The sequence below is a fragment of the Paenibacillus validus NBRC 15382 genome (genome assembly GCF_004000985.1).
Lineage (GTDB): Bacteria > Bacillota > Bacilli > Paenibacillales > NBRC-103111 > Paenibacillus_G > Paenibacillus_G validus.
Map to the genome: position 1 here is coordinate 40,045 of NZ_BIMH01000008.1, position 22,740 is coordinate 62,784.

A 22,740-nucleotide genomic window follows, 5' to 3' on the forward strand; every position below is an offset into this window, starting at 1 on the left:
AGAGGAGACAGCGAGAAACCGATGCGAACAGGTCATATCATCTATCCTTACGAGCCGTGGACGATCACGGAAAGCTCCTTCGATACAGAGACGAATCAACGAGACGAGACGGTGTTTGCCGTCGGCAACGGATACATCGGCATGAGAGGCAACTTCGAGGAGGGCTATGACGGTCCGAAGGGGACCTCGCTTCACGGCACCTACTTGAACGGATTTTATGATTCCTCCCCGATCGCTTACAGCAAGGGGCGTCAATACGGCTTTGCGAAATACCATCAGACCATGCTGAACGTGACGGACGGCAAAATCATCGAGCTTTATGTGGACGGACAAAAATTCAGCCTGTTTACGGGCAAGCATGAGCAGTATGAACGCAGGCTGGATATGCGCAAAGGCACGATGACCCGTACGGTCGTATGGGAGACCGCAACCGGTAAGCGCGTCCGGATTCGGACGGAACGGTTCGCTTCCTTCACGAATAAGCATCTCGCGGTGATCCGCTACGAAGTGACTCCGCTTAATTTTTCCGGGGAGCTTCAGCTCGTTTCGGCGATCAACGGAGAAGTGACGAACCAGATCGCCTCCGGGGATCCGCGTGCCGGCTCGGCCTTCGGCGGACAAGTGCTGCAGACGAAGGAATCGTATGAGAACCATACGTTCGGCGCTCTGCTTCAACAGACGCAGATGACGAAGTTCTCGCTCGTTTGCGGCATGGAGCATCAATTGAGCCATCCGTACCGGTTGGACACCCGGCTGGAAGGGCAGCGGCTGGAGAAGCGGTTCCACGTAATGGCGGAGGCGAACGGGACGGTCGTGCTGGAGAAGTACATCACGTACTATTCCTCCAAGGATTACCCGGAAGCCGAGCTGCTGGAGAAGGCGACCCGGGAGCTGGAGGATGCCAAGAAGGCCAAATTCGACGCTATCGCTAAAGCGCACCGCGAGGTTCTGGACGGATTCTGGCAAACGGCCGATATCCTCGTAGAAGGCGACGAGGCGCTTCAGCAGGCGCTGCGCTTCAACGCTTTCCACTTGCTGCAGTCGGTAGGCCGTGACGGCAGGACGAATATCGGCGCGAAAGGGATCACCGGCGAAGGCTATGACGGCCATTATTTCTGGGATACCGAGACGTATATGCTGCCGTTCTTCCTATATACGAAGCCGGATATCGCCAAGCAGCTGCTGCGCTACCGTCATCATATTTTGCCGAAGGCCAAAGATCGCGCCGCGGAGATGTCCCAGGCCGGAGCGCTTTACGCTTGGCGTACCATCGACGGCGAGGAGACGTCGGCCTACTATGCGGCCAGCACCGCCCAGTATCATATTAATGCGGACATCGCCTATGCGCTCAAGAAGTATGTGGAAGCGACCGGCGATCAAGCCTTTCTATATCAGGAAGGGGCCGAAATGCTGTTCGAAACGTCGCGCTTCTTTGCGGATGCGGGCGATTGGATCGAAGGACGGGGCTTCTGCATCAATGGTGTAACCGGCCCGGATGAATACACGACCGTCATTGACAATAACACGTACACCAATGTGATGGTGAAGGACCAACTGGAATACGCCGTGAAGGTAGCGGCAGAACTGCGTGCGCAGCAGCCGGAGCGCTGGGCCCAGCTTCAGCAGGCGATGGGTCTCACGGAAGAAGAAGTGGAAGGCTGGGCCAAGGCCGCCGAGCATATGTACGTGCATCGGGAGAAGGGGCTGATCGGCCAGGACGACACCTTCCTGACCAAGGCGAAGTGGGATTTTGCAGGCACGCCGAAAGAAAACTATCCGTTAATGCTGCATTATCATGCGCTCGTCATCAACCGGCACCAGGTGCTGAAGCAGGCCGACTTGGTCATGGCCTTGTTCCTGCAGGGAAACCGGTTCACGACTTGGGAGAAGCAGCGGAATTACAAGTACTACGAGCCGTTAACCACGCACGATTCGTCGTTGTCCGCGTGCATTCACGGGATTGTAGGAGCCGAGCTCGGGTATGTGGATGAAGCGTACGATTACTTCATGCAGACGGTGCGGGTCGATCTGGACGATTACCACTTGAACGTGAAGGACGGCATTCATACCGCTTCGATGGCCGGAGGCTGGTTAATGATCGTCAAAGGTTTTGCCGGCATGAGACAGTACGACGGAGAGCTGTATTTTGAACCCGTCATTCCTGCAAATTGGCCAAGCTACACGTTCCGTATGGTGTACCGCGGAAGCGTACTGGCCGTTAGCGTCCGGAAAGACCAAACGACCTACGAGCTGGTCGAGGGCGTCCCTGTGACGATCCACCACGTGGGGAAAGCGGTGCGTGTCGATCGGAAGGTCAGCTTGCCGAACCGGCAGCTGGAAGCCGTGATCTTCGATCTGGACGGCGTTCTGACCGATACGGCGGAGTTCCACTACCAAGCCTGGAAAGAGCTCGCCGACGAGCTCGGGATTCCGTTCGACCGGGCGTATAACGAGAATCTGAAGGGCGTCGACCGGAGAGCGTCGCTCGAGCTGATCCTGCAGCAAGCGAGCCGTACCTACTCCGAGACGGAGAAGGAACAGTTCATGGCCCGCAAGAACAGCCGGTACCAGGAGCTCATTCGCACGATCCGGCCCGAGCATCTGCTCCCGGGCATCCCCGAGCTGCTTGAGGAATTGAAGAGCAACGGGATCAAGATGGCGGTAGCCTCGGCCAGCCGGAACGCGCAGGCCATCCTGCAAGCTTTGGCGATCACGGATTATTTCGACCACATTGTCGATGCCGGGGCTTTGGAACGGGGCAAGCCAGATCCCGAAGTATTTCTGAAAGCCGCCGAGGCGCTCGGCGTACGGCCGAAGAACTGCATCGGCATTGAGGACGCCTTCTCGGGTCTTGAAGCTGTGAATGCGGCGAATATGGTATCCGTCGGCGTCGGCCATCCGGAGACGCTGGCCATTGCGGATACGGTGGTCGCCTCCACCGGGCAGCTCACCTGGAGCCGCTTGAAGGAAGTTTACGAAGCACGCGCTTAAGCCGCGCTCCCATAGCAGGGCTTAGGGCATGACCTTACAACTATCTTGAAAGTAACTTATAGCGTAAGTTCAAAAAAGACAACACGAAACTAGGCGCAGCTTAAACGGTTTTTAAAAAAGCTGCGTCTTCTTTCTTAGTCTGAGTGGGAATGGATTAGGATGCTTCGGGTGTGGCCAATGTTACGGTAAAGCCAAGGTTCTCAAGCTTTCGAACGGTCTGTCTGACGATGGCGTCTTGGTGTCGCTTCTCGAAGTAATCCGCCCCTAAGTCTTTGTAGTCTTCCTGCCGGGTCAGCAAATGGTAAGCGATCGTCATGATGGAAAGTAAGAATAGTATAAAATGGATGAGCTCAATTTTCATTATTCTGTGGTGCCCCGAGAGGGGCATGGGTGGCTAACGGGCACTTTAGGGTGCCCGTTTTCTTATGTCATTTAATAACGGTAGGGCGGATACGGCATCGGGATCACCGGCATCGTTTCCGGTCCAGGGGTGACGGGCGTAGGGGGTCCGTCCGTCTGCATTTGTCCGGGCTGAGCGGGTCCTACTCCGTCACTGGGACATCTGAACAAGAAGGCCAAGGCGCAGCGGGGGCTCGCGTTCCTGATTCTCTCCGCGATCTGCTGCCCGGCAGGACCCGTAATCGTGACCCGGTTATGTTCAATAATGACTTCCCGCCGCGAAATAGGAATCTGGCTATTCCAGAGTCCGGCTCCATAAGGAGCAGATCCATCCGGTTGGGGATAGACGGGCATGAACGACCTGTTCGCATAATAAGGGTTTCCGTAGAAGACGGGATACCAAGGGTTATTGTACATATTTTCAACGTCCTTCCATAGGGATAATCCCCATAAAGTATGCCCGGGTGGGCTATTTGGTTCACCTGACATCTCGCATCTCGCATCTCCCATCTCCCATCTCCCATCTCCCATCGGATGAATCATCCCCCGCCAATCATAACGCATATTTAGCATGGCCCCTCCATACTATTTACAAAATATTCGACCCTTCAAGGAGCTGATTGTATTGCCCTCCATCGATCTGGACAAACAAATCTTTCGGAAAGCATTCAGTGCAGCCCGGCCTTGGGGTGATATACAGGGGCATCAAGCTGTTTCTTCGGCATTGAACACAAGGAGAGGCTTCGATTTAAATGCGAACGCTTTTGCGTATTTCAGCCTGATGAAAAAATGGGGAAGCGTGCGCTTTTTGTCCCATATAAGCGCGGAAGCGACGGTGCAAGCTCAAGCGCAGACTCCCCTGAATATGTTCAGGGAGGCGGGACTCGCGATCCGGCTTCAAGCGATAGCGCGGCTGGCTGCCGGTGTCGGGCTCAGCCTGGATATGACCGTTGGAGACCTGCTGAAGCTGCTGAAGCAGCGTCCGGAAGTGCAGGGGCTCTTCGGAAACTTGCTGGATATTTTTCTGGAGGAAGTTTCCCTCGAAGGAGCCTTGTACGCCCAGGCGGCGATAGCTGTCATGGCGTATGCCAATCTGGTTGTAACCGGATCCTTGTTTCGCAGTGACGAGGTAAAAGAACCCGGGTTTCAGATGGTTTTCGAAATGGGGATGGGTTTCAAAGCCGGCGGAGGATATCGGGTGGTCCTCGATTTGAAGATGACAGAAGCCCGTCGTCTGGTGGCCCGGATATCGGACGTCCTCGTTTCCGGACTGGTTCGCTCGGCGGAGCAATCGGCAGGGGCAATCCGGGATCTTGCTTCGCTAGAAGCGGTGTTAAAAATCGCCGTTCGCCTTGCCTATGAAATCGGTAAAGCTTTGTCCGACGCCAATACGGTGACTGCAGATGAATGGAGGCAGCGCTCTGTTCAAGTGATGGTCCAGGAGGCGCAAAGATGGATTCTGTCGCAAGTCAGTTCTTTTGCGGTAGAGCGATTCCGGGTCCTGCTTCAGGAAGCTAATATCCAGACGGAGCAAAGCCGCCAATTCCTTAACCTTCTGAGCGGGAAGGCTGCTGAACCCGTGCTCGCGCAAGAGGATTGGGATGAAATATTACAAGCAAGCGAAAACCTGATTTCTTCCTTTCCGGAAGGAGACAAGAGGCAGCAATGGCTGCAAACCTTGTCTATGGCATGGTCCGCAGTCACCTTGAATCATGATGCAGCTGCGCACATTTCCGCAGATACTGCGCTGTACACGTTTACAGGAAATCTCGCCGCACAGCCTCCGGCATCCGTCAGAAGCTGGATCAATCTCCAACTGAACCAAGGTTCGGAACAGGCCTTGCGGAAAGAAGACTTGATCACGTTTCTTATGGGCAATCCGCTTGCTTTACTGCTGCAGGAGTCCGGAGAAACGACGGCGTTTCTTCGCGTGTTCGGCGCTGCCTTCACCGGTACGCCGCAAACCATTGCCGCCTCTCTATTTTCTTTCCAGGGAAGCACCCCCGTGTCGGCGCAGGAACTACTGCAAGCGATACTTCCCGAGTTCCAGTCATTCGCCGGGAATTTGCTATCCGGGCAGCTCGTTCCTGCAGTGAGGCGGGCTCTGGGAGGAAATCCGGAGATTGCCGCTCTATTAGACCATGCACTGCTCCCCGCCCTGCAATTGATGAATGAAGCGGTGCTCCCCGAGGTGCTGCGGGGGTTCCAAGGCGGAACCGGCAAGCAGGAAGTGCAGGAAGCCCTATCCTCGATTCTATTGACCATGATCGGCCGGAATATGGTGATCTTGATCGAAACCGTTCTTACCGCGGTACAGCAAAATGTGGCAAGTCTCCTCAATCGTGCAGCGGGTCAAATCTCGGACATCATGGATGTTTTGAAAGGCGTGGGCGGAGGCCCCGAGGTCGAGCTGTTGGATACGCTGCTGGAAGAAAGCTTGAAGATCGTCGGGGCCAACCTCGGCCCTTTCCCACAGGATTCCCAAGCCCGCATATTCGGGCTGCTAAAAAGAGTTGTAACGCCTCTCGAAGGCTATCAGCCGCTCTCCTTTATGAATGAATTGCGGCGGCCTGAATGGGTTCCGCAGCAGGACGCACTTGAACAAATAGGGCAGGAACTGGCGGCACTGCTGTTCGGGCGGATGAACAAAATTTCGATGGATTTGCTGCAAATGATCTTTAAGGTTGTTCTTGACAAAATCCTTGCAGAGCTGGAAGGCCTCATTAAGGAATTCCAGAAGGAGATTAACAAAATTGGCGAATATCTGGAAAATCTCATTCGAACCATCGTTCTGGATCAATTAACCAATCTGTTCCTTGTGGAGGCCAGAAGAGCTTTAGGTTTCCTGTCCTTGGTGCCGCAGATTCGGGATGCCGTCGAACGTGAACTAACGAATGCAGTCAAAGCGGGCGTCGAACGAGTGATTTTGCCGGCCGTTCTGGGTCCATTGCGGACGATTGATTTTGACCCGGGCCCGATCTTGGATGCGTTTCGAAACAACGGGGATTTTGATGCTTTTAAGCGCACGATTACGAGCCAGCTTCGCGAACATGTGACACGGCAGATTCAATCGGCGAATCTTGGTTTTGACCTGACAGTCCCCGTATCGATAGAAATTCCCAGTCCCATTCCCGGACTCCCGCCGTTTAAGCTCAAGGAGAATGTCAGGCTTGGACGTATCGGACCCCCCTCCGCCAAAATTGTTGATGAGGTGATGCGGGCATTCGAGAACCAGTTTAACTTTGGTCAACTGTTCGAGGTTCTCGTCCGTTATGTGGTGCCTGTCTTCAACAAGGAAAAAGAAATCGATAGTCTCAAGAGCGAAATGAACGCCTTAACCGATCAATTCAGGATGAACCCGAGGCAGCTGTACCCGGCGGCGCCCGGATCTAACGCCCCCTTGATTTTCTTCCATCTGGTCCGTAACGGTGGTTCACATCGGGTACTGGAAGCTGTGCTCCATTATCCGGGTCTTGTTCCAAACTCCGATGGATGGCCGGCCCTCCTTGCCGTTTACTTGAACGATAAGGTGCTGCCTATGGCCACTTTCTTCTTCGAGGAAAACCGGACATTCGACGCCTCAGGCCTGCCATCTGGTCTGACGCTCCGGCGGCACCTGGGGATGGAAGAGTTAAAGCCGGGTAAAAATACGCTGTCAACGATAGCTCTTGACGGATATGGAAACCGGTATGAGATGTCCCGTTCCTTCTTGTTGAAGGTGTAGGGATTCCCATACAACCTGACATTTCTTTTGCCGGAAATTCGGGTTGGCAAGAACATGGACAGGCTGTTACCAAAGTGTGGATGGTGCCATTTCTCCTTTAAGCTATCGCTATTTACGATACCTTGTATATTCAAAACAAATTGTAATGCCTCCCTATATTTGTTACTTTTCAGATAAACGGTTTGCTAACTTCGCAAGGTATTGAAACCGTTACCATTCAAGGGGGGGTATCACCGAATAACTATAGATCATTGAGATGCAGGACGCGCATTTGTTCATGGTTTGCCTAGGAACAGGAAAAAATATTACTTTAAAGCGCGGAAGGGGTTAATAAACAATGAAAAAACATGCACTATCAGCGATGCTCTTTATATTATTTCTCAGTACTGCACTCGTTGCCTGTAGTAAAAATGAGCCCGTACAAGCAGATACCAAGGGACAGGCGGCGGGAACGTCTAATCCACCGGCTGAAGTGAAACCGATTACATTATCTGTAGGTTTGCTGAAGCTGGCCGGCGGTGTGCCCTTATACCTTGCTTCGGAAAAAGGTTTTTTTAAAGAAGAAGGCATTACCGTTGACTACAAATGGTTCGATTCATCCAATGCGGTCAACGTGGCCGTCGCGTCCAACAATGTGGATGTAGGAGCGGCCGGTTTTACCGCAGACTTGTATAATATGGTAGCGGCCGGTCAAAAGGTATCGATCGTGGCCGATAAAGGTAAAGAAGAAAAGGGTTATCAACTGTCAGCCTTACTCGTGCATAAAGATTCTCCAATCAAGACGATCGAGGATTTAAAGGGTAAAAAAATCGGGTTAACGACGATCGGTTCGTCCAACCATTATATGTCGGTTCGTATTTTAGAGAAGCACGGCATGACCGTGAAGGATGCTGAACTGGTTCCGATGAATACGACCCGAGGCCAGATGGAGGCCCTTAAAGGAAAAAATGTGGATGCGATTATTCTGAATACATCCAACATTACGGTTGCGCTGAAAGAAGGGTATGCCAGAGTGCTGGCCAATGTGGCGGATGAAATGACCTACCAATCGACGGGGACGTTCATTTCACCGAAGTTCGCGGAAAATAAGGATGCGGCAGTACGCTTTTTACGGGCATATGTGAAAGGAATGCGGTATTATCACGACGCAGTTCTGATGAGAAAGGACGGCCAATTGGTAAAGGGACAAAATTATGACGAGGTCGTAAAGATCGTGGCCAAATATACGGAGCAGCCGGAAGATATTATTAGAGAGTCTTTCCCTTATATGGATCGGGACGGCAAGCTTATGGTTGACGATATCCAAACACAGATCGACTGGTATACGAAGGAAAAATTGATGCCCAAGCCGCTGCAGGTCAAGGATATCGTGAATACTGAACTGCTGGATGAAGCATTGAAAACGTTAAAAAACTAACGTTATCGCTTTAATCATGGAGCGTGTATCTTAAACAAATTGCAATAACCTCATAGTTTTGGTAGCTTTAAGATGATAGCGGTTACAAACAACATGATTTGGAGGCCGACACGCATGCAGAAAAAATCGATATTCGCACTAGCTGTACTCTTGTTCCTCGCCACGGCGCTCTTTGGCTGTGGGAAGAAGGAAGCGGATCAGGGTAACGCTTCGCCCGCTTCCAATTCACCGGCTGAAAAGAAACAGGCTACCGTTTTATTGGGCTTGCTGAAGCTGACCGGCGGGGCCCCGCTGTATATTGCTATGGAGAAAGGTTTTTTTAAGGAAGAAAATCTTGATGTCCAGCACAAATGGTTCGATTCGTCCAATGCTGTTAACGTAGCTTTAGCATCGAACAGCATCGACGTAGCTGCAAACGGGTTGACCGCAGACTTGTACAACATGGTAGCGGCAGGCCAAAAGATGTCCATCGTGGCCGACAAGGGGAAAGAGGAGAAAGGCTATCAGCTATCGGCCGTAGTCATACACAAGGACTCTCCCATTACGAAAATTGAGGATTTAAAGGGTAAAAAGGTAGGCGTTACTTCGATAGGTTCGGCAGGCCATTATATGATCGGAAATATTCTGGAGAAGCACGGGATGTCGTTAAAGGACATTGAACTGATCTCGATGAATTCGACCAGAGCTCAAATGGAGTCATTGAAGGGTAAAAATGTGGACGCGGTTATGCTTCTGTCATCGAACATTGCGATTACCTTGAAGGAAGGGTACGGCAAAGTTCTGGCTAACGTGGCGGACGAGATGAGCTACCAATCGACGGCAATTCTAACCTCGCCGAAATTTACAGCCGATAAGGATGTAGCCGAACGGTTTATGAGGGCCTACATCAAAGGGACACGCTATTATCATGACGCCGTACTGACTAAAAAGGACGGTCAATTGGTCAAAGGCCAAAACTATGACGAAGTCGTAAAAATCGTAGCTAAATATACGGAGCAGCCGGAGGAGATTATCAAGGAATCTTTCCCGTATATGGATCGGGATGCCAAGCTGACGGCGGACGACATCAAGACGCAAATCGACTGGTATCTGAAAGAAAAATTGATTACCAAGTCGCTGGACAGCAAGGAAATCGTGGATACCGAATTATACAATGCAGCGTTAAAGACACTGGAGAAATAAGCCTGCGATAAACGAAACAATTAAGATCCGGCCGCTGACCGGATGACGGTCAGCGGCGCTAAAGGAGGCTGAATAGGATGGAACAAGTATCGAAACAAGCAGCTCCAGCGCCACGTCAAACCATCCGTAATCGGGTAGCCTTTCTGGACAAAAAAACACCGGTATATGCTTCCGTGCTGGGGATACTTGGCATATTGATCGTCTGGGAGCTCATAAGCCGTATGGAATTGGTACCGGCCTTATACCTGCCGGCGCCAACGGCTATTGTTGCAATGGGCTGGGGCATGTTAACGACAGGGGAAATCCATCAAAATTTGTTGGCGAGCTTGTACCGGATCGGCGCAGGTTATGCAATCGGCGCGTCCGTCGGCATTATCATCGGACTCCTTCTCGGCTTCTTCCGATGGCTGGATGCCGTTCTGACACCGGTCGTATTCTCGATCTTCCCGATTCCGAAGATTGCGCTGCTGCCGTTGTTTATTATGTGGCTCGGCATTGGCGAAACGCCGAAAGTAACGCTTATTGCGATCGGTGTATTTTTTCCGGCCGTAATCAATACGTATGCCGGCGTGAAAAACGTCGATCCGATTCTGATAAAAGCCGCAGTCACCTTTGGCGCCAAGCCCTTCAATGTGATTCGCAAGGTGATCCTGCCGGCTTCGCTGCCCATGATTTTCGCCGGTTTGAAAATGTCCGCATCCATTTCACTGCTGCTGCTGGTTACCTCGGAAATGATCGCCGCCAATAGCGGGGTCGGCTCTATGATTCTGCGCTACGGCAACCTCATGATGACCATGAATTTGATGGTTGGCGTCATGCTTTTGTCCGTACTGGGACTGTCGTTTAACCGGTTGCTCGAGTGGCTGGAGCGTAAGCTGCTGCCGTGGAAGTAATTCCGGCATCATAGATTGGAGGGACGTCCTGTGAAAATTGATCGTATGGACCATATTGTATTGACGGTGCGTGACGTAACCGCCACTTGTGAATTTTATCAGCACGTATTAGGCATGGAAGTGGGAATATTTGCAGGAGGAACGAGGAAATATCTGCAATGCGGCAAAAATCGCATCAATTTATTCGAGCAAGGCAGTGAAGTTGAGCCCAAAGCGGCTGTGACGGTACCAGGTGCCGGAGATCTGTGCTTTATTGCGGAAACGCCTCTGCCTGAAGTGATCAAGCATTTGGAAAGCTGCGGCGTTCCGATCGAGCTGGGCCCAATATCCCGTCCGGGAGCAATGGGTCTCATGGAATCGGTGTATCTCCGCGATCCGGACAACAATCTAATCGAACTATCTAATTATGTGGAGCTATAAGCTTGAAAGGGTGGTGGAGTAATCATGAAGATCATCGTTGAAAACGTAGAAAAGCGCTTCATCGACTCGCGCAAGCAAGAAGTGACGGCCCTGAAAAACATCAATTTTACGATAGCAGAGCAGGAATTTGTCGTATTGGTCGGGCCAAGCGGCTGCGGCAAATCAACCTTACTAAATATTGTCGGTGGGCTGATGAGCCCGAGCTCGGGCGAAGTTTATTTTGGGGGCGTAAAGGGGAACAAGGAGCCCCTCCTGTCCATCGTATTCCAGGAAATTGCGCTGTTCCCTTGGCGAACCGTCTACGAAAACGTAGTGTTCGGGCTGGAGGAGCGGGGGGCCAGCAAAGAGGAGCAGCGGGAAAAGGGACGCCGGTATATCGAGATGGTCGGGCTGAGCGGGTTCGAATCCGCGTATCCGAAGCAGCTGTCGGGCGGGATGAGGCAGCGGGCCGGGATCGCAAGGGCACTGGCCGTCGAACCGGATCTGCTGCTGATGGATGAGCCGTTCTCGGCGCTTGATGCACAGACACGTACCATTATGCAGGAAGAGCTGCTGTCGATTTGGAACCGTACCAAGCTGAGTACGCTTTATGTTACACACAACATCCAGGAAGCGGTATATTTGGCTGACCGGGTTATTGTGATGTCACGGCGGCCGGGAGAGATTAAGAGTATTATTCCGATCGATCTGCCGAAAACCGGGCGTAATGAAGAAAAATACCGTGTCGAATTTGACCGTTATGCGGATCAGATTTGGCAGCTTATTCGGCATGACGCTCAAGAAGCCTTGAAGGAGGCCGAGTGATGGAGCAAGCGGTTTCCAGACCAGTCGTTCCGCCGTCTACGAAGCAAGCTATCCGTAACCGCGTAGCCTTTATGGAGAAAAAGACACCGGGATATGTTTCGGTGCTGGGGATACTTGGAATTCTTGTTGTATGGGAAGTGCTCAGCCGTCTGGGGGTCGTGTCATCGTCGTATTTACCGGGGCCGATATCTATTGTTACAGCTGGCTGGGGCATGCTGCTTTCGGGGGAAATTCACCAGAATGTGCTGGCAAGCTTGTACCGGATAGCTTCAGGCTATGCTATAGGCGTATGCATCGGCATTGTCGTAGGACTTCTTCTCGGATTCTTCCGGTGGATAGACGCCATATTGACACCGATCATTTATTCGCTTTATCCCATCCCGAAGATCGCGTTGTTGCCGCTGTTTATTCTATGGCTCGGCATCGGCGAAACGCCGAAAATTACAATCATTGCCGTTGGCGTATTTTTCCCTGTCGTCATCAACACCTACTCCGGAGTAAGAAACGTCGATCCGATTTTAATCAAAGCGGCGGTGACCTTCGGGTCGAAGCCTCTTAATGTGATTCGTAAGGTGATCCTGCCGGCTTCCCTGCCGATGATTTTTGCCGGGTTAAAATTGTCGGCAGGCTATACCATGCTGCTGCCGTGGAAATAGGTCCATGCAGGCGCACCCCTTAGAATAGAGATTGGAAAAATCCGAAGGTAATCCAATCCATATTCTAAGGGGTGCATTTGATTTGACGGCTATGAATCCGCCGGCTGTTCATCTATTTCGGGGCTTTAGAGAGCGCATCAAGGGTGAATTTCCGGAAAAGATTCGTAGCAAGCGGCGGTTTGGAGAAAGGGTATTTCGGAATAGCGAGACCGCTATGCCGTTCAAGCACTTGCTTAATGGGCACAATCGAAGTTTTGGAGTTGACGAAGCGCTGGGCAACCCGGCTCCCCAGTAAGGTTACACCAAGGCCTTCCTCCAGAAAACCCCGCATGGTTTCCACATGGCTGCAATCCAAAATGATTTTGGGTTGAAACCCGGCTTCGCTGCACACATGCAGCAAAGCATTGCGAAGCCAAGGACTGGTTTTCACCATTAAGAAATTTTCTTGAGACAGATCGTGAAGGTCGACGCTTTCTTCTTTGGCCAATGGATGGGAAGCCGATACGACCATGACGACCCGATCGCTCATCAAGGGCTTGAAATCAATGTCATAATCGCCCGTAAAGGGTGAATTGATGAACGCAGCCTGAATTTTTTTCTCACGCAATTCCTTCAGCAAATCATCCGTACTGGCAGAGTGAACCTCTACATGAATACCTGGATAGCATCGGATGAAGTCGATAATGATCTTGCTCAGCCCCAAATATTCAGCATGGGGAAATGCCCCGATTTTGAAATTCCCCTTATCAAAATTCGTATACTTCTGCACCGTTTCAAGGGATTGTTTAATCTCCGCAACGATGGTTCGTGCATGAACGAGAAACTCTTCTCCAGCGGGAGTCAGACGAACTGAACGCGGATGGCGCACGAACAATTTCACGCCCAATTCCTCTTCCAGTTTCTTGATCTGCTGTGACAAGGTGGACTGCGATATCGAGATTTCCAATGAGGCGGCAGAAAAGTTTTTGTATTTCTCCACGGCCAGAAAGTATTCCAACTGATGAATTTCCATTGTATCTCCCTCGTAAGCAGCGTTAGAATTGTGAATCGTTACGTATGATTATTTGTGACTTGTTACGGATGTACAGGAGACGCTAGAGGCTATTTACTACAAGTATACAATATCTAAAATGCGGTACCAATACTATTTTCGTTATGGGCAGCCGGAGAAATTAAGGCGCTTGCTGAAGCTATCGTTTTTTACAATACATTGTATACGCAAAACAAATTGTATTACCGAATATTTTTTGTTAATTTTTGTGTATATCAAAGCTGTATGCGTTTACAAAAATGTTGGCATGAAGTTAACCCTAACAACTAATCAGGAGGAGTGTTTACATGATTGAAGGAGCAAAAGCAAGCACAGCTACACGCGTGGTCCGGAAAAACAATGCGAATCCTGTACAAGAAATAGCAGCGGACATCTGTGTCGTCGGCGCAGGAATCTCCGGTATTTCGGCCGCGCTGGAGGCAGCGCGCCTTGGGCGCAAGGTTGTTTTGGTCGACGGGCTTCCAGCCCTGGGCGGTCAGGCCGTCAATTCGATCATCGGCATATTCTGCGGACTGTTTTCCAATGGAAAAAACGGATACCAGCTCACGCACGGGATTGCCGACGAAATCATCCGGGATCTTGGCGCCGCCGGAAAATTGCATTATCGCTGGGGAGAATGGAACTCCGTCATGTATGACGAAATCGCTTTGTCAAGGTGGATTGAAGAGGCCGTGCGAGCGGCCGGCATCACGGTCATTCTCGGTGCTGTTCTGAGGGAGGTTACACGTGAAGAACGGCGCATTACTTCGATTGATCTTTCCACGCGTTACGGCGACATCCATCTCACTGCAACCGGCTTTGTCGATGCGACGGGTGACGCAGCGCTAACCTGGCAAGCAGGGCTGCCTTGCCAAGAACCGGCCGAGGTTTCGGTGTACGGTACCCAGATGGTCGTGCTTGAAGGTGTGGATGAGAGCCATTACCCAACCAGAGAAGAAGTGTATGCACATCAAAAAGAAAAGGGCGAGTTGTACGGGCTTGGACGTAAAGACGGCTTTGCATTCTCCTTCCCGGGACGTGGTACAGCCCTTGTCAACATGACGCATACGGAAACACCTCTTGAACCGGTGGCGGCCTCGGCCAGCGCACTGCAGGGCAAGGCCCAGGCTGATAAGTACATTCATTTCTTGAAAACGGAATTCCCTCTGGCGTTCGGCCAGGCACGCGTCCGCGGTTACGGCCTGCCGGGTATCCGTCAAACGCGTTGGATTGTCGGCAGCAAGCAGCTGACAGTTGACGAGGTGCGAGCGGGTACGCGCTTTCCCGATGCCGTAGCGCGCACCTCTTGGCCGATTGAGCTTCATAGCCATTTAGAGGGTTATGTATGGGAAACTTTCGACGAAGACCATGTTCATTATGTGCCTCTCAGGAGCATGACGCCCCCCGATGTCGATAACCTGGTTGCTGCCGGACGCTGTATTGACGCAGATACAGCCGCCCTTTCAAGCGTACGCGTAATGGGGCCGTGCATTGCAATGGGAGCGGCCGCAGCTCACGCGCTGGATCTTGCAGGTGAGGGAAGCGTGCATGAAATCGACATCAATGCGCTGCATGAGCGAGTGAGGGATAACTTGGAGCGCAACGATAAACGCAGTTCAACCGAGTCACTTGTTCCATAAGGAAGAAGCGGCGTCCATGGATTTAGGCATGCTCAAACTGTAGGAAATAATGGAGGTTCACCATGAAATTGAGCGATGAAGAGAAATATATGCTCGATGGCCGGGATGGTCGTGCCGTACAAAAGGCAATGGATTTACTTGTACGTTACGGTGAGGCATTAGGAGCGGAAAAACTGGTGGAAACCAGCAATGTAAGCACGACGGTAGTCGCCTCGAGCGGCTTAATGCGGGAGTATGCAGCTAAATATGGATTCGACGCCTTATTCTCCGAATTCAATCTGGACAGTCAGGAGGCTGTCGAAATTCCCATGGTGAAAACCCACTCCTGTCAGCTGATTACCGGCTTTGATGCCGCCCACTGGGAGCAGCTCGGGGGTACGCCTGAAAGAGTACAATCCATCAAGGAGCACGAGGCATATAACGCGGGGATCGGCATCCAGCTCATGAGCACCTGCGCTCCTTATCAGGTCGGGAACATACCGGTGAAAGGAGAGCACTGTGCGTGGATGGAATCTTCCGCCGTGATCTACATCAACTCGGTGCTCGGGGCCCGCACGAATTGTGAAGGAAGGGAAAGCACGGGCGCTGCCATGCTGACCGGCCGGATTCCATACTGGGGATACCATATCGACGAGAATCGTTTAGCTACAGACTTGGTCGAAGTCGAATGGGAAGTCGAGAGCATGACCGATTGGGGGCTGCTCGGGTACTATGTCGGAGAGGTCGTGGGCGATCGGGTACCGGTCCTTAGCGGCGTCCGACATGTTCCAAATTCATATCGCATCAAGCATTTCGGAGCCTCTGCAGCGTCATCGGGCGGAGTTGAAATGTATCATATCCCTAAAATAACGGCTGAGGCGCAATCCATCGAGGATGCTTTAGGAAAGAGAAAGCCGCAGTACACCTTCAAATTTGGAAAGGCGGAGCGGCAAAAGGCGTATGATCGCTTGAACGTTTCGGCCAAAGACACGAATGTAGACTTTATTATGCTCGGTTGCCCGCACGCGTCTATCGAGCAGATTTGGGAAATCTGCAAGCTGCTGAAAGGCAAACGCGTAAACAGCGGTACGCAGCTGTGGATTTTTACGCCGAGGGCTATCCGGGAATTGGCGGACCGGAACGGTTATACCCAAATCATTACCGAAGCCGGAGGTTTCTTGATGAGCGATACATGCCCTGCACTTGGGCAAGTGTTACCGCCCGGAACGAAAGTGGTGGCAACCGATTCGGCGAAGCAAGCCCACTACCTGCCGGCGATCATGGGGATACAATGCTGGTTTGGATCACTGAAGGATTGCATCGATGCGGCTGTAACCGGCAAGTGGAGTGGAGGGCTGAGATGACAAAGATCGTATTGCATGGAAGAAAAGTAGTTGGCGGCTGCGCGGAAGGCGAGGCTCTGGTGACCCGGGATACGATTTCCGGCTGGGGCGGCATCAACCCGATGACCGGTACGATTATTGAATTGCAGCATGAGCTGCAAGGCCAGAGCTTTAAGGATAAAGTTCTTGTATTCCCCGGTGCCAAGGGATCCTCCGGCTGGTCCGCCTATTTTCACATGGCGCGAATGGTGGGTGCGGCCCCTAAAGCCATGATTTTTAATATCATGACGACGAAGGCGGCCTTAGGTACCGTAGTTTCACATGCGCCTACAGTGACCGATCTGGATCAGGACCCGCTGGATATGATTGAAACGGGGGATTGGGTCAAGGTGGACGCCGATAACGGCATCGTCGAAATCACTAAAAAAAAGGACATCCAACGGGACGAAACCACAACGGACTCGCGGCTTGGAGCGGCCGAACAACGCAGTGAAGCCGCCGGCGTATGAACAATAACGAAGAAGGAGCAGTGAAACAAATGGGTGTAGCCCCTCGATTGATTGATACAGACTTTCACAATGATCTTTCCAGTCCCCAAGATCTCCTTCCCTTTTTACCAAAAGCATTTCATCAACAATGGTTAGAGAGCGGGATCGGCGTCGGCGGAAAACCATGGAGCTCCGTCGGGTATATCCGGAAGGACGCCATCTCTGATATAGGCAGCAAACCCGGCAGCGACCCCGTATTCGCATTGAAACACCACATGGATAAGTATGGAATCGATTATGCGATTTTGACAGGGAACGCTTCCATGATCGGCATTTCTTTAAACTACGATCCTGATTACGCCAATGCTGTAGCGTCGGCTCACAACGATTGGCAGAATGAAGTTTGGCTGAAAGCCGACCCTCGTTATAAAGGCTCGATTCTGGTTAGCCATACCGACCCGGCCGCAGCAGTCAAAGAAATCGAGCGGCTGGCCGGCCATCCCGATATCGTTCAAGTGATGATGTGCAGCGTGTCGCGAACACTGCTCGGACAGCGGTTCTTTCATCCGATCTACGAAGCGGCTGAACGGCACGGATTGCCGGTAGCCATTCATCCGGGCAACGAAGGAATCGGTCCTTCGTATCCTCCGACGCCATCCGGATACCCGACCCGCTATATGGAATGGCAGAATATTATTCCGATCAACTATATGTCGCAAGTGAACAGCTTGGTATGCGAAGGCGTCTTCGAGAAGTTCCCCAAGTTGAAATTTGTCGCCATCGAGGGGGGAATCTCCTGGCTTCCCCATTTGATGTGGCGTATGGATAAAAATTACAAGGCGCTGCGGGATACGGTGCCCTGGTTGAAAGAGCTGCCGTCCGAATACATCCGCAAGCATGTAGTACTTACGACACAGCCGATTGAGGAGCCTGCCGATCCCGAACACCTTGTTCAAATTATTAAAATGAGCGGCGCCGAGGATATGATCATGTATTCTTCCGACTATCCGCACTGGGACTACGATAACCCGAAAATGGTGCTCTCCTTGTTTCCGCGCGAGCTAAGAGAAAAAATTGGTGCCAAAAATGCCATTCAGCTGTACGGTCTGGATCAAACAGTCGATGCAGCCGGCACGGAGGGAGAAGCGGGATGAATAAATTCGCAGTAGCCAAAGTCGCAGAGCTCCGTGAAAAAGGGAGACTGATCGTAGAGGTTAAAGGGATGGAGCTGGGGATTTTCCTGGTGGATGGCCAGTATTATGCGTGGCGCAACGTTTGCCCGCATGCGGCAGCACCTATTTGTGTCGGCCGGGTATCCGGGACGCGTCTGCCTTCGATGGTATATGAATACGAGCACGGCCGTGATCAAGAGATTTTGCGATGTCCTTGGCACGGCTGGGAATTCGATCTCAAAACAGGCCATCACCTGGTGGATGCGTCGGTCAAGCTGAGAGGGTTTCCCGTCGAAGCGGATGATGAAGATGTTTACGTATTGATGAAATAAGTATCCACCTGATGCCATAAGTTACCACGCAGGGGATATCAGGCATTTCGGCCGCTCTTTCTAGTCAAAGGGGCGGCCAATCGCCTATGGATAGCAGTCTACCGGTAAAGGGACGGTCATGTAAACAATGATAACATGGCTGCCTGGCATGGTGGAAACAGGTATCCAATCGCTCCTTGTAAGCGGTTATAGAAAGTATTGACATGACTAAAAATGGAAGATATACTGATTTCAGCATTTACTGTTAGAGGATTCTGGAAATTTTGAATGTTTAGTTATTTCCGAACTGGTATACCACATACCAGCATCATGATCAGCGGCGGGAGGATAACCAGACGATGGCCAAACCAGAACGGGAATTTATCGACTATCATGAATTCGAAGAACTTCCAGTCGGCGGAATCGAAGGAATAACGGAAAGAATCATCGCTAGAGATCCGGATAACGGAATGGTTACACGAATTCTTAGCTATGTTCCGGGAACGGATACGTCTCCGAACGGTGTGCAGGCCCATGATTATTGGGAGGAAATTTACATCATCGAAGGATCCATGATTGATTTGACGCTCAATCAGGAATTTACGCAAGGCATGGTGGCCTGCCGCCCGCCGGGAATGAAGCACGGTCCATGGATAACTCCGAACGGTTGTAAACTGTTTGAAGTACGTTATTACGCGAAATGAGGTCAAAATGCAGATTCATAATTAATTTTTTGTAAAGTAATATAACATAAAAACTCTGATTTATATGGTCATAACGGAATGAAATCGGTTTCTATCATATTTTTCTAAAATAAATGATAACTATATTGACATGAAATGTGCCATCCGTTATATTTGTATCAATCCAACTCGGAACGAAGCAGAGCATTATTCATTCGAACGAATGAAAGATGCCACAGCGTAATACGGTTCTTATTTTCGGCCTGGTTGGTATACCACATACCAGATGTGGCATTTCAAATACTTACAAGTTGCAATCTGAAGGTGGGATCATAACCTTGGAATTTACGAAAATTCAACAACCCCAATCCTTTAGGGATCATGCTTATGATGAAATCAAGAATGCAATTATCAATCATGTGATTGCTCAAGGGGATGTCCTTTACGAACGGGACCTCTCCGAGAAATTGGGGATTAGCCGTACCCCTCTTCGGGCGGCTCTCCAGCTGCTGGAGATGGAAGGGTGGTTGAAGTCTGTTCCGCGAAAGGGAGTTTTCGTCAGCCATATTGTGGAGAAGGACGTCGAAGAAGTGCTGCAGCTTCGGGGGGCCAATGAAGCCCTTGTTGTAGAGCTGCTGATCCCCAAGATCACGGACGCTCACATCGAGCGGCTGGAAGAAATATTTGTCCAGCAGGAAAGACACACAGGGAATAACCAATCCTTTATTTTGATGGACAAAGATTTTCATATGCATATGGCTGAATTAACGGGCAATGATCGATTAATCCAGCTTATGCACACATTAAGCGATCAAATGCGGTGGTTTGGTATCGTGGCGTTGGATACGACAGACCGGGTGGAAAGAACCTTGAAGGAACATCGGGCGATTATCGAACAATTGAAGAAGCGCGATGTGGAGCTCGCTAAGCAAGCCATGCATGAACATATCATACACACACGGACGGCTGTTCTAGCTTCCCTAAAGTCCAAAAAGGAGACAGATTAATGCACACTTATCCAATTACCATTCAAGAAAAAGACGGAAGCATGACGGAGAAAGAGACTGTGGTTCAAAAAGTGCTTGTTATGGGCTACATGGGCAGAGATATCGAGAAGGTGCACGAGCATATTCATGAGCTTGCCGAGATCGGAGTGGCTCCGCCACCGACCATTCCAGCTTTATATCCGCAAGACATCAGCGTACTGACAAACGAGCAGACGATTACCGTTCCCGGCAAGGAAACATCCGGCGAAGTGGAATATGTGGTTTACCATGACGGCGACGACTGGCTGCTGACCATCGGCAGCGATCATACGGATCGTCTTCTCGAGAAAGAAGATATCGCTAAATCTAAAGCGGCCTGTCCTAAGCCTTTCATCACCACATTCTGGAGAATTAAAGATGTGGAGGATCATTGGGATCAACTGGTGCTTCGTTCCTGGATCACGGATGAAGGGGGAAGACGGCTGTATCAGGAGCACGACCTTACTGCACTGCTTCCATTCTCGAAATTGTTAGAGAAATTAGAGGAGTTCGGGTATACGGACATTTCCCATACCGTCTTTTTCTCCGGAACGGTACCGACCTTGGAAGGGTTCGTATACGGAAGCAAATTTGAATATGAAATATCCGATCCCGTGCTGGGCCGGAGCTTGAGGGGCGAATATTCGGTTATTACAGGAGGTTAAACGATGAAGGTCGCATTGGTTCAGATGGACGTACAAATCGGGGAGCCGGAAGTGAATTACCGGAAAGTCGAGCGCTTCCTGGATGAAGCGATGGCTCAATCGCCGGATGTCATTATTTTTCCGGAAATGTGGAACACAGGCTATGCGTTGGAACAAGGCGACGCCCTTGCGGATGCCGACGGTCAAAGGACAAGAGCCCTCTTCTCCTCCTACGCTAAAGCTCATAACGTCATGATTGTGGGCGGAAGCGTTCTTTATAAAGATTCAGGCAGCGGGGACATCACCAATACGATGCTTGTTTTCGACCGGAACGGCGATGAAGTATTGCGGTATGACAAGGTGCACTTGTTCCGTCTGATGGACGAGGATCAATATCTGAAGGCCGGCAATAGCTTCGGGCTGTTTGATTATGAGGGTACGGGTATCGGGACGATGATTTGCTACGATCTGCGGTTTCCTCTCTTGTTCCGCAAGCTGGTTTCCTTAGGTGCCAAAGTGATCATCAATACGGCCCAATGGCCGACAGCACGGGTAGACCATTGGAGAACGCTCGTCATTTCCAGGGCGATCGAGAACCAATCTTACATGATTGCCGTTAACCGCTGCGGGACAAGCCGTGAGACTGCATTCCCGGGGAATTCTCTTGTTATCGATCCGTGGGGCGAGGTTTTGCTCGAAGGCGACGGCACGGAGCAGGTCTATGTGATTGACATCGATCTGGCCAAAGTGGATGAAATCCGCAAACGAATTCCTGTTTTCGATGATCAGAGATTTGATCTTTATTAATCATAAAAAACATGCCAATCAGGAGGATGAGAAAAATGAAAAAACAAGCAGGTTTGATAGTTCTGAGCGCTACATTGATGGCTGGTTTGCTGGCGGGCTGCGGCTCCAATTCTGGTTCGAGCACCGATAATAAGGATGCGGCAGCGGGGAATCAAACGGCGAATTCGCCTAAAGTGACATTTAAGCTCGCTCATACCGGCTCGGACACGCACCAGTACAATATTGCGGCTGAAGCGTTTAAAAAGTCGCTGGAAGAAAAGAGCAAGGGAGCCATGGAGGTTAAAATCTACTCTAACGCTAAGCTTGGCTCCGAAAAGGACGCCGTTGAAGGCGTGCAGAACGGCACGATCGATATGACGACGTTAGCTGCTGACAGCTCCCTGGCCAATGTCGTGCCGGAAATGAACGTTTTCGGGATCCCGTTCCTCTTCAAGGGCAAAGAGCATGTGTACGGCGTGCTGGATGGTGAAATCGGGAAATCCTTACTGAAGAAGGTCGATGAAAAAGGTATGGTCGGCCTCGGATACTGGGAAGTCGGTTTCCGTAATGTGACAACTAAAAATAAAGCGGTTGTGAAGCCGGAGGATATGAAAGGCTTGAAAATTCGCGTTCAGCCGGCTCCGGTATGGAACGAGTTTATGAAGTCTTTAGAGGCTAACCCGACGCCTGTTAACTTTAACGAGCTGTACAGTGCGCTTGAGCAAGGGGTTGTCGACGGCCAGGAGAATCCGATCGCCACGATTATGTCCATGAAGTTCTACGAGGTTCAAAAGCAATTGGCGCTGACGAACCATACCTATACTCCGGCAGCTGTTATTGCGAGCAAAAAGTTTATGAATTCCTTGAACGACGAACAGAAACAATGGGTCCAGGAAGCGGTTCAAGCAGCGACTGCCTCTGCACGTAAAACGCTTGCCGATGCTGAAACCAAATCTCTGGAAGAGCTGAAAACGAAAGGCGTCAACATTACGAAGCCGGATGCCGAAGCGTTTACAGCTGTAACGAAGGATGTATCCAAGGCTGTAGCTGACAAAGTACCGCAAGATTTGATCGAAAAAATTAAAGCTGCTGCGAAGTAAGCGAATCTGATAACGTTTGTTAAAAAAAGAAAAAGAAGGATACTTTGGTATCC

Annotated in this window: 21 protein-coding genes; 18 read left to right on the forward strand and 3 right to left on the reverse strand. The window is 50.9% G+C overall.

Translation table 11 applies throughout. The features are described from left to right. Positions 1-21 precede the first annotated feature (21 nt). Positions 22-2,991 carry a beta-phosphoglucomutase gene (gene pgmB, locus PVA01S_RS08055; protein WP_127606678.1) on the forward strand — a complete coding sequence of 990 codons (2,970 nt, stop codon included), beginning with the start codon at positions 22-24 and terminating at the stop codon, positions 2,989-2,991. Between the two features lie 154 nt (positions 2,992-3,145). On the opposite strand, the gene PVA01S_RS08060 is transcribed toward pgmB, so the two are convergent. Further along, positions 3,146-3,352 (reverse strand): hypothetical protein, encoded by a 207-nt coding sequence (locus PVA01S_RS08060; RefSeq protein WP_174817568.1) that lies wholly within the window; start codon positions 3,350-3,352, stop codon positions 3,146-3,148. A 71-nt stretch (positions 3,353-3,423) separates the two neighbouring features. Further along, positions 3,424-3,807: a hypothetical protein gene (locus PVA01S_RS08065; protein ID WP_054795735.1), complete on the reverse strand. Its 384-nt coding sequence runs from the start codon at positions 3,805-3,807 to the stop codon at positions 3,424-3,426. A 208-nt stretch (positions 3,808-4,015) separates the two neighbouring features. Between PVA01S_RS08065 and PVA01S_RS08070 the strand changes: the two genes are divergently transcribed. From PVA01S_RS08070 to PVA01S_RS08100, 7 genes are all read left to right on the forward strand, one after another. Beyond that, a complete protein-coding gene (locus PVA01S_RS08070) occupies positions 4,016-7,114 on the forward strand; it encodes a hypothetical protein (RefSeq protein WP_127606680.1) in 3,099 nt (1,032 codons plus the stop codon). 337 nt (positions 7,115-7,451) lie between these two features. Further along, positions 7,452-8,531 (forward strand): ABC transporter substrate-binding protein, encoded by a 1,080-nt coding sequence (locus PVA01S_RS08075; protein ID WP_127606682.1) that lies wholly within the window; start codon positions 7,452-7,454, stop codon positions 8,529-8,531. A gap of 114 nt (positions 8,532-8,645) precedes the next feature. Continuing rightward, positions 8,646-9,713: an ABC transporter substrate-binding protein gene (locus tag PVA01S_RS08080; protein WP_127606684.1), complete on the forward strand. Its 1,068-nt coding sequence runs from the start codon at positions 8,646-8,648 to the stop codon at positions 9,711-9,713. Positions 9,714-9,790: 77 nt separating this feature from the next. Then, on the forward strand, positions 9,791-10,606 hold the full coding sequence (locus PVA01S_RS08085; protein ID WP_127606686.1) for an ABC transporter permease: 816 nt from the start codon (positions 9,791-9,793) through the stop codon (positions 10,604-10,606). Positions 10,607-10,636: 30 nt separating this feature from the next. Further along, positions 10,637-11,026 carry a VOC family protein gene (locus PVA01S_RS08090; protein ID WP_054795741.1) on the forward strand — a complete coding sequence of 130 codons (390 nt, stop codon included), beginning with the start codon at positions 10,637-10,639 and terminating at the stop codon, positions 11,024-11,026. 24 nt (positions 11,027-11,050) lie between these two features. Further along, entirely contained in the window at positions 11,051-11,830 is a 780-nt protein-coding gene (locus PVA01S_RS08095; protein ID WP_127606688.1) for an ABC transporter ATP-binding protein, read from the forward strand. After that, complete coding sequence (locus tag PVA01S_RS08100; RefSeq protein ID WP_127606690.1) at positions 11,830-12,486, forward strand: ABC transporter permease; 657 nt, start codon at positions 11,830-11,832, stop codon at positions 12,484-12,486. Before PVA01S_RS08095 ends, PVA01S_RS08100 begins: the two co-directional genes overlap by 1 nt. Positions 12,487-12,598: 112 nt before the next feature. On the opposite strand, the gene PVA01S_RS08105 is transcribed toward PVA01S_RS08100, so the two are convergent. Continuing rightward, positions 12,599-13,498 (reverse strand): LysR family transcriptional regulator, encoded by a 900-nt coding sequence (locus PVA01S_RS08105; RefSeq protein WP_127606692.1) that lies wholly within the window; start codon positions 13,496-13,498, stop codon positions 12,599-12,601. 326 nt (positions 13,499-13,824) lie between these two features. On the opposite strand from PVA01S_RS08105, the gene PVA01S_RS08110 reads away from it, so the two are divergent. From PVA01S_RS08110 to PVA01S_RS08155, 10 genes are all read left to right on the forward strand, one after another. Next, on the forward strand, positions 13,825-15,156 hold the full coding sequence (locus PVA01S_RS08110) for an FAD-dependent oxidoreductase (RefSeq protein WP_127606694.1): 1,332 nt from the start codon (positions 13,825-13,827) through the stop codon (positions 15,154-15,156). A gap of 62 nt (positions 15,157-15,218) precedes the next feature. Next, on the forward strand, positions 15,219-16,499 hold the full coding sequence (locus PVA01S_RS08115; protein WP_127606696.1) for an aconitase X: 1,281 nt from the start codon (positions 15,219-15,221) through the stop codon (positions 16,497-16,499). Continuing rightward, positions 16,496-16,987: an aconitase X swivel domain-containing protein gene (locus PVA01S_RS08120; RefSeq protein WP_127606698.1), complete on the forward strand. Its 492-nt coding sequence runs from the start codon at positions 16,496-16,498 to the stop codon at positions 16,985-16,987. The genes PVA01S_RS08115 and PVA01S_RS08120 overlap by 4 nt, the downstream gene beginning before the upstream one ends. A gap of 29 nt (positions 16,988-17,016) precedes the next feature. Continuing rightward, a complete protein-coding gene (locus tag PVA01S_RS08125) occupies positions 17,017-18,120 on the forward strand; it encodes an amidohydrolase family protein (protein WP_127606700.1) in 1,104 nt (367 codons plus the stop codon). After that, positions 18,117-18,470, forward strand: coding sequence for a Rieske (2Fe-2S) protein (locus PVA01S_RS08130; protein ID WP_054795746.1), 354 nt, complete (start codon positions 18,117-18,119; stop codon positions 18,468-18,470). Before PVA01S_RS08125 ends, PVA01S_RS08130 begins: the two co-directional genes overlap by 4 nt. 338 nt (positions 18,471-18,808) lie before the next feature. After that, positions 18,809-19,153 (forward strand): cupin domain-containing protein, encoded by a 345-nt coding sequence (locus tag PVA01S_RS08135; RefSeq protein ID WP_054795747.1) that lies wholly within the window; start codon positions 18,809-18,811, stop codon positions 19,151-19,153. A gap of 317 nt (positions 19,154-19,470) precedes the next feature. Beyond that, on the forward strand, positions 19,471-20,139 hold the full coding sequence (locus PVA01S_RS08140) for a GntR family transcriptional regulator (protein ID WP_054795748.1): 669 nt from the start codon (positions 19,471-19,473) through the stop codon (positions 20,137-20,139). Then, complete coding sequence (locus PVA01S_RS08145) at positions 20,139-20,822, forward strand: DUF2848 family protein (protein ID WP_127606702.1); 684 nt, start codon at positions 20,139-20,141, stop codon at positions 20,820-20,822. The genes PVA01S_RS08140 and PVA01S_RS08145 overlap by 1 nt, the downstream gene beginning before the upstream one ends. A gap of 3 nt (positions 20,823-20,825) precedes the next feature. Beyond that, complete coding sequence (locus PVA01S_RS08150; protein WP_127606704.1) at positions 20,826-21,608, forward strand: carbon-nitrogen family hydrolase; 783 nt, start codon at positions 20,826-20,828, stop codon at positions 21,606-21,608. Positions 21,609-21,643: 35 nt separating this feature from the next. Further along, positions 21,644-22,687 carry a TRAP transporter substrate-binding protein gene (locus PVA01S_RS08155; protein WP_127606706.1) on the forward strand — a complete coding sequence of 348 codons (1,044 nt, stop codon included), beginning with the start codon at positions 21,644-21,646 and terminating at the stop codon, positions 22,685-22,687. The last annotated feature ends 53 nt before the right edge of the window (positions 22,688-22,740 follow it).